General features: G+C 56.4%; 5 protein-coding genes and 3 pseudogenes. 4 read left to right on the top strand and 4 right to left on the bottom strand.

Annotated features, from left to right (window positions below):
• Positions 1 to 464 (bottom strand): annotated as a pseudogene (locus GJ633_RS17585) (hypothetical protein); the annotation flags it as partial.
• Positions 465 to 743: 279 nt separating this feature from the next.
• Between GJ633_RS17585 and GJ633_RS02790 the strand changes: the two are divergent.
• Positions 744 to 1,369: pseudogene (locus tag GJ633_RS02790) on the top strand (IS6 family transposase).
• Positions 1,370 to 1,496: 127 nt separating this feature from the next.
• Here the strand turns inward: GJ633_RS02790 and GJ633_RS02785 are convergent.
• From GJ633_RS02785 to GJ633_RS17580, 3 genes and pseudogenes are all read right to left on the bottom strand, one after another.
• Positions 1,497 to 2,096 carry a hypothetical protein gene (locus GJ633_RS02785; protein WP_156586951.1) on the bottom strand — a complete coding sequence of 200 codons (600 nt, stop codon included), beginning with the start codon at positions 2,094 to 2,096 and terminating at the stop codon, positions 1,497 to 1,499.
• A 62-nt stretch (positions 2,097 to 2,158) separates the two neighbouring features.
• On the bottom strand, positions 2,159 to 2,839 hold the full coding sequence (locus GJ633_RS02780; RefSeq protein ID WP_156586948.1) for a thioredoxin domain-containing protein: 681 nt from the start codon (positions 2,837 to 2,839) through the stop codon (positions 2,159 to 2,161).
• Between the two features lie 110 nt (positions 2,840 to 2,949).
• Positions 2,950 to 3,492: pseudogene (locus GJ633_RS17580) on the bottom strand (IS6 family transposase); the annotation flags it as partial.
• Positions 3,493 to 3,745: 253 nt separating this feature from the next.
• Between GJ633_RS17580 and GJ633_RS02775 the strand changes: the two are divergent.
• From GJ633_RS02775 to GJ633_RS02765, 3 genes are all read left to right on the top strand, one after another.
• Entirely contained in the window at positions 3,746 to 5,014 is a 1,269-nt protein-coding gene (locus tag GJ633_RS02775) for an MFS transporter (protein WP_156586955.1), read from the top strand.
• Positions 5,015 to 5,094: 80 nt separating this feature from the next.
• Positions 5,095 to 6,075: a dihydrodipicolinate synthase family protein gene (locus tag GJ633_RS02770; RefSeq protein ID WP_156586946.1), complete on the top strand. Its 981-nt coding sequence runs from the start codon at positions 5,095 to 5,097 to the stop codon at positions 6,073 to 6,075.
• Positions 6,076 to 6,157: 82 nt separating this feature from the next.
• A complete protein-coding gene (locus GJ633_RS02765; protein ID WP_156586944.1) occupies positions 6,158 to 7,543 on the top strand; it encodes an FAD-binding oxidoreductase in 1,386 nt (461 codons plus the stop codon).
• The last annotated feature ends 75 nt before the right edge of the window (positions 7,544 to 7,618 follow it).

Raw genomic sequence — 7,618 nt, 5'->3', positions numbered from 1 at the left:
TTTTGATCGACGGCGACGCGATCCGGGCGTTCACCGTTTTCACGCAGTTCAGAGAGAAACACCTCGGTCAGTACCTGCGTTCTCGTCGGATAGAGCCGGACGTGAAGAGGCAGTTGGTGTCGGGATCGACAGCAGCACGGCCATATTGTTCCGTGTTGAGTTGATCACCGTTTCATCGACAGCAACGGGATTGGCGCCATCTGTCGGCTGTGAATCGCCTCGGGGTCAAGCCCCGAGGCACTCGCCTTGCTTATCTGTAGATCGGCTTTCTGCACCCACCGATAGACGATGATTCGATGACGATCGAGACCGAAGTTTCAAAAATAAATATTGTATGTAAAATTGATGATTTATCCAGATGGGGGCGGAGACCGAGCTTCATCCCCGATTTGGGTATCGCTTCGCGCTCCGGAAGATCTAACTCGACACAACCTCTCGCCGCTGAGGCGGTCGAACGAGAGCATGAACCACTCGATCGTTTGACCGCCTCACGCTTCGACCCTATCTCACCACCGCCGCGCCTATAGCCAGCACTGCTGACCGTGGAGGCGGAGCATCTTTCATTAACCGCGAGTTGATCCTCAGAGACGGTCGAGAGCGGCTGCAGATGGCTTCTGAACGAAGTCGTGAATTGCGGCGTGGCTCCGATCGATCCCATATAGTTCAATAAATTTACTTACCTCTCAGAGAGGTAGTGTTCAGATAAGAATGAAGAGTGAGGCGGTGTGTTTTCTGAGTGGTTCATGCCCGAAAGCACACGCCGCAGCGGTAGTATCGACCAGATCGAATTAGCTTTGTGGAACGAGAAGCGACACCGAGATCGCTGATGAAGCTCGGTATTCAGCTCCATCTCGCTGGTCTATCACTTTCGAATACAGATTATATACTTGAGATATTCGGTGTCGAACGGCTCGCTCTACGGTTCATAATTGGGTTCACAAGGCCTACAGCCCGAAGCTGAGCGGTGTCCGGATCACGTGTTGACGAGACTGTGATCCGACTCAACGATGAGCAATATTGGCTGTATGCCGCCGTTGATCCCGAGACAAACGAATTGCTCCATACAAAACTCGAACCGACGACTACGAAGGTTCTCGCTCATTCGTTTCTTGCGGAACTCTCCGAGAAACACGGCGTCGGAGACGTCGTGTTTCTCGTCGATGGATCGCACTCATTACAAGATGCGTGTCAGCGCCACGGCTTCGGTTTCAGATACGAGAAATATAGAAATCGGAACGCTGTTGAACGTGTCTTTAGAGAAATAAAACGTCGAACTATTTGTTTCTCAAACTGTTTCAGCAACACCGAAGCAGAAACCGCCGACGATTGGATCAGATCGTTCAGCTTCGCATGGAATCAGCTTATCTGAACACAATCTATCAATTAACGAGAAACATTATTAGGATAATTGGGGAGTGAGGTAGAGGATTGACCAGTTCTGGATTGGTGTGGAGTATGTGGACAATCGCGAGGGAAGAAACAGTCAGCCACTTCCGTCACGCCTCGACGGGACATCCGCCGATTTCGCCGCCGCGCATCCCTTCGGCAAGCCAGTACAGCGAGAGGAGTAACACGAGCATCGCGAGGACGCTGAACTCAAACCCGTCAAGCGGGAGGGCCAACAGGAAACTGGAGGCACCAGCGATGGAGAGAAGGCCGCCGAGGACGGCCGATCCACACGCCGCACAACCAGCACCGAGTAGACCAAGACCGATGCCACCGACGCTTCCCGATCCCTGGCCGAGCGACAGTCCGTGCTCCCGAAAGTGATAAGTCGCAACGCTTAGATTGGTACCGATCAATACTGCGGTCATGACGAGCACGGCGCCTTGAAGGGCTGTGTATGCGGTGCCGATGAATGGATACAGCTCAAGGAGAACCACTCCCCTAGTTGCCAACGGGAGGTCGCCACCGATAACGATCTGGCGGAGTACGGCTACGTTTCGCGAGAGGACAAACAGTGACAACCCGAAAATGGCGTATATCAGGGATAGCACGGTGTACTGTGGTATTGAGAGGACGAGCCGCACCGTTCGTCCGACTAATCGCCACTCGTCGGCGTGGGTCGGCAGACGGCGGATAGGGTTAATGTCCATATCGGATCACACCCCGTGCGAGTTCACGAATACGTCATACGATTGCTGACCGATGATCTGAGTCACGAACCATTCATCCCTGAACAGGAAGACATCTGTGTCGCACGAACCTTTACGTCTCGAGATACTTGTAGATCAGGGTTTACTGTTTCTCTGAACGTCTTAGTCTCAACGTCGTCGATGACTGCAGCCGCGTTGACGTCGATTCGATCGGCAAGGAATTGCCGCGGACGATCTCGGACATGTTCCGTTCTGGCGCTTACCTGTTCTCGGTAGTAGAGGTCCTTGAATGCCCAAAACACGGCGGCACTGCGATCATGGGGCACTTCGAGTGCGAGGACAGCAGGGTTGATGTACGGGTAGACGACCGGAATACCGCGGTAGACGAAGGAAGACTGGTCGCTGTCGACGAGTTTGGATTTCAACCGGGGAAAGACAGTACCTTCGAATCGGGCAGAACTCGGACAGGATAGCTCTTCGTATGCGATACTCGTCCCTTCGGCCTCTGAGGGAGGCGGTCTAAGTACCGGTTGGCTACCAAGGTCACTTGCCGCGGCGTGCGCTTCGAGTGGCGTATCGCCACCTAAGCCACCGAAGAGCATCGCCCCGACGCCGCCGGGACCCGGTGGGAGTCGGACGCCGTCAAGATTCTGTCCGAATTCTTCGAGCAACGTGTTCTGCGTCTCAACGGTGTACTCAAGCAAGCCACACGGCACGTAGTCTTCGATGTTGACTTCCGTCATTGTAATTCAGCCGAGGAACTCCTACGCTATAACGATCATTTAATTATTACGAAACGATGTTTCGTCGGCGACGCTGTGGTTTTGATTGTATACGACGTGTCGCATCGTGTTTAGTTAAGCGAATTCCACCAGACGGCAAAGGCTTGCAGCCATGTTTCTGCCGTCGTCGGCTGCACATGGCTGAAACTATTACTAAACGAAGAAGTACGTCGTTTTACTTCTCGAAAGACACGTTCGACAGCATTCCGATTTCCATAGCGAGTCATCTGAAAATGGTGTCCGAGTCACTCTAAGGCAGCTTTCAGATGAGATGCATCATCAACGAGAAACGTGGTCTGTTCGATCTGCTGTTTGTCGCAGAGTTCAAGCAGAAACAGCAGGATGAGTTGCGTAGTTCTGATCTAAAATGGTCTAATATGAGTGAATTTGTTCGTTTCGGGATCGATAGCAGCGTACAGCCAGTATTGTTCGTCGTTGATCCGAACCATTGTCTCATCCAGTGCGATCTGATTCGGATCCTCGTCGCTGGTTGGCTGTAGGTCAACCTTCTGTACCCAGTTGTGAATGGTGGTGTGATTCCGTTTGACACCCGACCTTTCAAGTCGCTGTTTGGTATTCGAAAGTGGTAGGCTGCTCAGATAGAGCTGAATACCACTTTAATCGCTTCTTCGGCATCGCGACGCCTGCCGAAACCCGCGAATTCGTCGGGCTGAAGGGGAAACCGAGATCGCGCTCTAAGCGATGATCTGTTGACTTTTGCCGTGTTTTTTGCAGATGATAGTCGGATGATTGGACTACGAAGTCAGCACCCCGGTCGTGAAGTCAGCCGAACCGACAACGTAAATAGGTTGCCAGAACAGTGCGATTACAGTGAACTCCAACGACCGCGCCATCACCGGACTGGTGATGATAGCACACTCGGCTGTCCACACGTATGAGATGACCGTCCCTCTCTTCATGGTTATATGGTTGTCGGAGTTTGATGTCATCAACCTCGGAGTGGCACAATTCGACGTGACGACCGCGACGCTCGGCGCCATGGTCACCGTCGGCTACGCGCTATTCGGGCTCGGTGCCCTACCAGGAGGTGTCATCGTGGACCGGCTCGGATCGCGGCGGCTCATCAGCGCCTGTCTACTCGGGATGGGCCTCTCCTATATTCTGCTCGGCCTGGCACCGAACGTCCTGATTATTGCCCTCGCGCTCGTCGTCTGGGGCGTGTCCGCCAGCGTCTACCATCCCGCCGGACTCTCGCTGATTAGCAAGGGGGTTGAGGACCGAGGAACCGGCTTCGCCTATCATGGTATCGCCGGCAACCTCGGCATCGGACTTGGTCCTCTGCTGGCCACGGTTCTGCTCTTGTTTGTCCACTGGCGGACAGTGGCCCTTGTTTTTGGTACTCCAGCGCTACTCGCGTCCCTATACGCCACTCGTGCGAGTTTCGATGAGACCGCAATGGTCGAAGATGCTACCGCCGACGGCGGATCCAAGGCAGAGAGCGGCGTCGAATCCCTCAGTGAATTCTTCTCGAAGTCGAAGCGCCTTTTCGCTGGAAGTTTCATACTCGTCTTCGTCGTCGTCATGTGTTCGGGCCTTTACTACCGTGGCATCTTGACGTTCCTACCAGAACTACTCCGTGACCTGCCAGGCTTCAAACCGATACCGATCGACTCGCTCCTCTCAAGCGGCATTCTCTCGACACTCGGCGTCGAGTCCGGGTCTAGCCCTATGCTACACCCGCAGGACTACTTCTACTCCGGACTGCTCCTAGTTGGCGTTGTCGGACAGTATGTCGGCGGGAAATTAACTGATCGCTTCCCTGTCGAATACGGTATTGCCGGTTCATTCGGAGTTCTTGCGGTTCTCGCGCTGTTGTTCGTGCCTGTGTCCGAGATGGGACTCGTCCCCTTGATGGCCCTCGGGACCGTCCTCGGGATGTTCCTCTTTCTGGTGCAGCCGATGTACCAGGCGACGGTGGCAGAGTACACGCCGACCGGCACACGCGGTCTCTCCTACGGGTTCACGTACCTCGGCGTGTTCGGTGTCGGCGCCCTCGGTGGCGGCGTCGCCGGTGCAATCCTCGCGTATGCCGACATGGCTGTGCTCTTTCTCACCCTCGCCGGTTTCGCGACGGTCGCGTTGACGCTCGGTCTGTACCTAGCGCGAAACGCCTAGCTAGGCGAGGCTGTTTCGTCGACAACCTGTCTCACACGATTGCGAATGATTAATGAGCATGTGATGGATCAACGTTGACTATGGAGCCCGAGCAGTTGCGAGAGCAGTTCGAGGGTGTCATAACGGTCCAGCCGTGTCCGTACACGGACGACGGCGAGGTCGACGTTGATGGCCTCCGTAAGAACACCGAGTTCCTCCTCGAGCACGCCGAGGGACGAAAGTTCGTCGTCATGACCAACGGGAGCAACACGGAGTTCTACGCTAACTCCGTCGCCGAACAGAAGACAGTCGTCCAGACGGTACTCGACGCTACCGAAGGATACGACGTTCCCGTTGTCGTCGGCACCGGTCGGCCGAGTACGCGTGAGACGGTCGAGATGAGTAAATGGGCCGAGTCAATCGGAGCCGACGGCGTCATGGTCGTACTCCCCTACTACCGACAACCCACTCGAGAGCGACTCTACCAGCATTACGTGACGGTCACTGACGCAATCGATATCGGTGTCGTCCTCTACAACAACCCGTTCGTCTCCGGCGTGTGGGCCGACCCGGAACTCGTCGCTCGTCTCGGCGAGATCAACAACTTTGTCGGACTCAAGGAGAACACCTCCAGCCTCCCTCAATACGCGAGCATCGCTCGCCATGTCGACCCAGCCGAAGTCTCGGTTGTGAGCGGCCTTGGTGAGGAGGTATTTCTCGGGACATCGCTATACGGCGCCCGCGGGTTCGTCTCCCTGTTCGCGAACTATGCCCCTGACATCGTCTACGACCTCTACGCCGCCGTCGACCGCGGCGACTACGATGAGGCGGTGACGGTGTATAACCGCTTGGAACCGCTACTTAGCGTCCGCGCGGAGATGTTCGCAGAACGGGAAGAGGTGACGATACTTCCAAAGGTCCAGCGCGGTAACCCGGTCGTGACGGCCATCTCAAAACACGCGATGGACTACCTCGGCCTTAACGGTGGTCCCGTCAGGGAACCGATAAACAACCTCACCGATGAGGAGAAGCGCGCCGTCGAGGACGCTGTCGATGCCGTCGGAATCAATCCAATCTCCTGAAAATTTGGCAGCGATCTGTCTCGATCGGCTGTTCTGCGATGAGTCGGAAAGAACTATTATCTCGGGTGATATCTCAAGTGGCATGAACAACGGCGACTACTTCGACTGCAACTTCCTCAAGGAGGTTCTTCCCGAGGCACAAGTAGACTTCGACAAGTCGGTCCGCGAACGATACGCCAGCGACGCGAGCGTTCACTCGTCTACGATGCCCGATGCGGTTGTCTCGCCGCGGCGAACGACGGAGGTTGCGTCGGTTCTCTCGGCCGCAAACGACCGAGGCGTACCGGTCACGCCCTACAGCGGCGGGAGTAGCCTCGAGGGGAACGCCATCCCGGTCAGGGGCGGTATCGTCTTGAACATGGCAGAACTCACCTCGATCGACGTCGACGCGGAGAACCTCCAGGTAACGGTCGGTCCGGGCGTCGTCTACGACGACCTCAATGACGCGTTGGAACCACACAGGCTCCAGTTTCCGCCAGGCATCTCAAGCAGCGACGTCGCGACCATCGGAGGTATGATCGCGAACAACGCGAGCGGGGCCAACGCAGTTCGATACGGGGAGACCCGGGACCACGTCCGGCGTCTCGAAGTCGTTCTTCCCGACGGTCGGACGATCCAGTGCGGCCGGAACGTGGTCAAAACCTCCGCCGGATACAGCCTGAAGGATCTGTTCATCGGGAGCGAGGGGACGCTCGGTGTCGTGACCGAGGCAACCCTGTCGCTCACCAGTATCCCGACGCGGAAACGCAGCGCCGTCGTTACGTTCGACGCCGAGCGTGATGCCTGCCGTGCGGTCTCGGAGATCATCCAGTCCGGACTCAAGCCGGGGGCGATCGAGTACGTTGACGCCGAGAGCGTTGGTTACGTCAACGAGTACACCGGTTTGGGACTGGAGCCGACCCCGACACTCCTCGTTGAACTCCATGGGAACAACGACGGCATCGACGACGACGTCTCGGTCGCACGGTCCATCTGCGAAGACAACGATGCACTGTCTTGGGTAGACGAGGATGGCGACCGCATGGAAGAGATCTGGCAAGCCCGTCGGAATATCCTCTACGCCTACGAGGCCCACCGGGAAGAATGGAGTTTGGCCGCGGACGGTGACGTCGTCGTACCGATCGCACGGTATCCAGACATCGTCAAGGCGATCGAAAGGATAGCCGACCACCACGACATTCCGATCCCTGTCTGTGGCCACGCCGGCGACGGGAATCTCCACTACAGCCCTCTGGTTGACGTTGACGACGAGGACTCCGTCCAGCGCGTTGACCGCGCCAATCAGGAGATCATCGAAGCCGCCATCGAGATGGGCGGGACCTCAACCGGCGAACATGGAATCGGCCTCGGGAAGACCGAATTCCTCGAAACCGAGCACGGCGAGGCCGTTGAAATCATGCAGATGATCAAGGAGTCCTTGGATCCAAATGGCGTCATGAACCCGGGTAAGGTCCTACCGGAGCCGTAACGACGAGTAGTCGGCGTCCCATGGCCGTTCGTCCGCCGAGGTCGGTCGGTTTCAACGGGGCGGAGGCCCACGATG

It is taken from the genome of Halorubrum sp. CBA1125, from assembly GCF_009742825.1.
Taxonomy (GTDB): domain Archaea; phylum Halobacteriota; class Halobacteria; order Halobacteriales; family Haloferacaceae; genus Halorubrum.
This window is presented reverse-complemented; position numbering and strand designations above follow the sequence as displayed.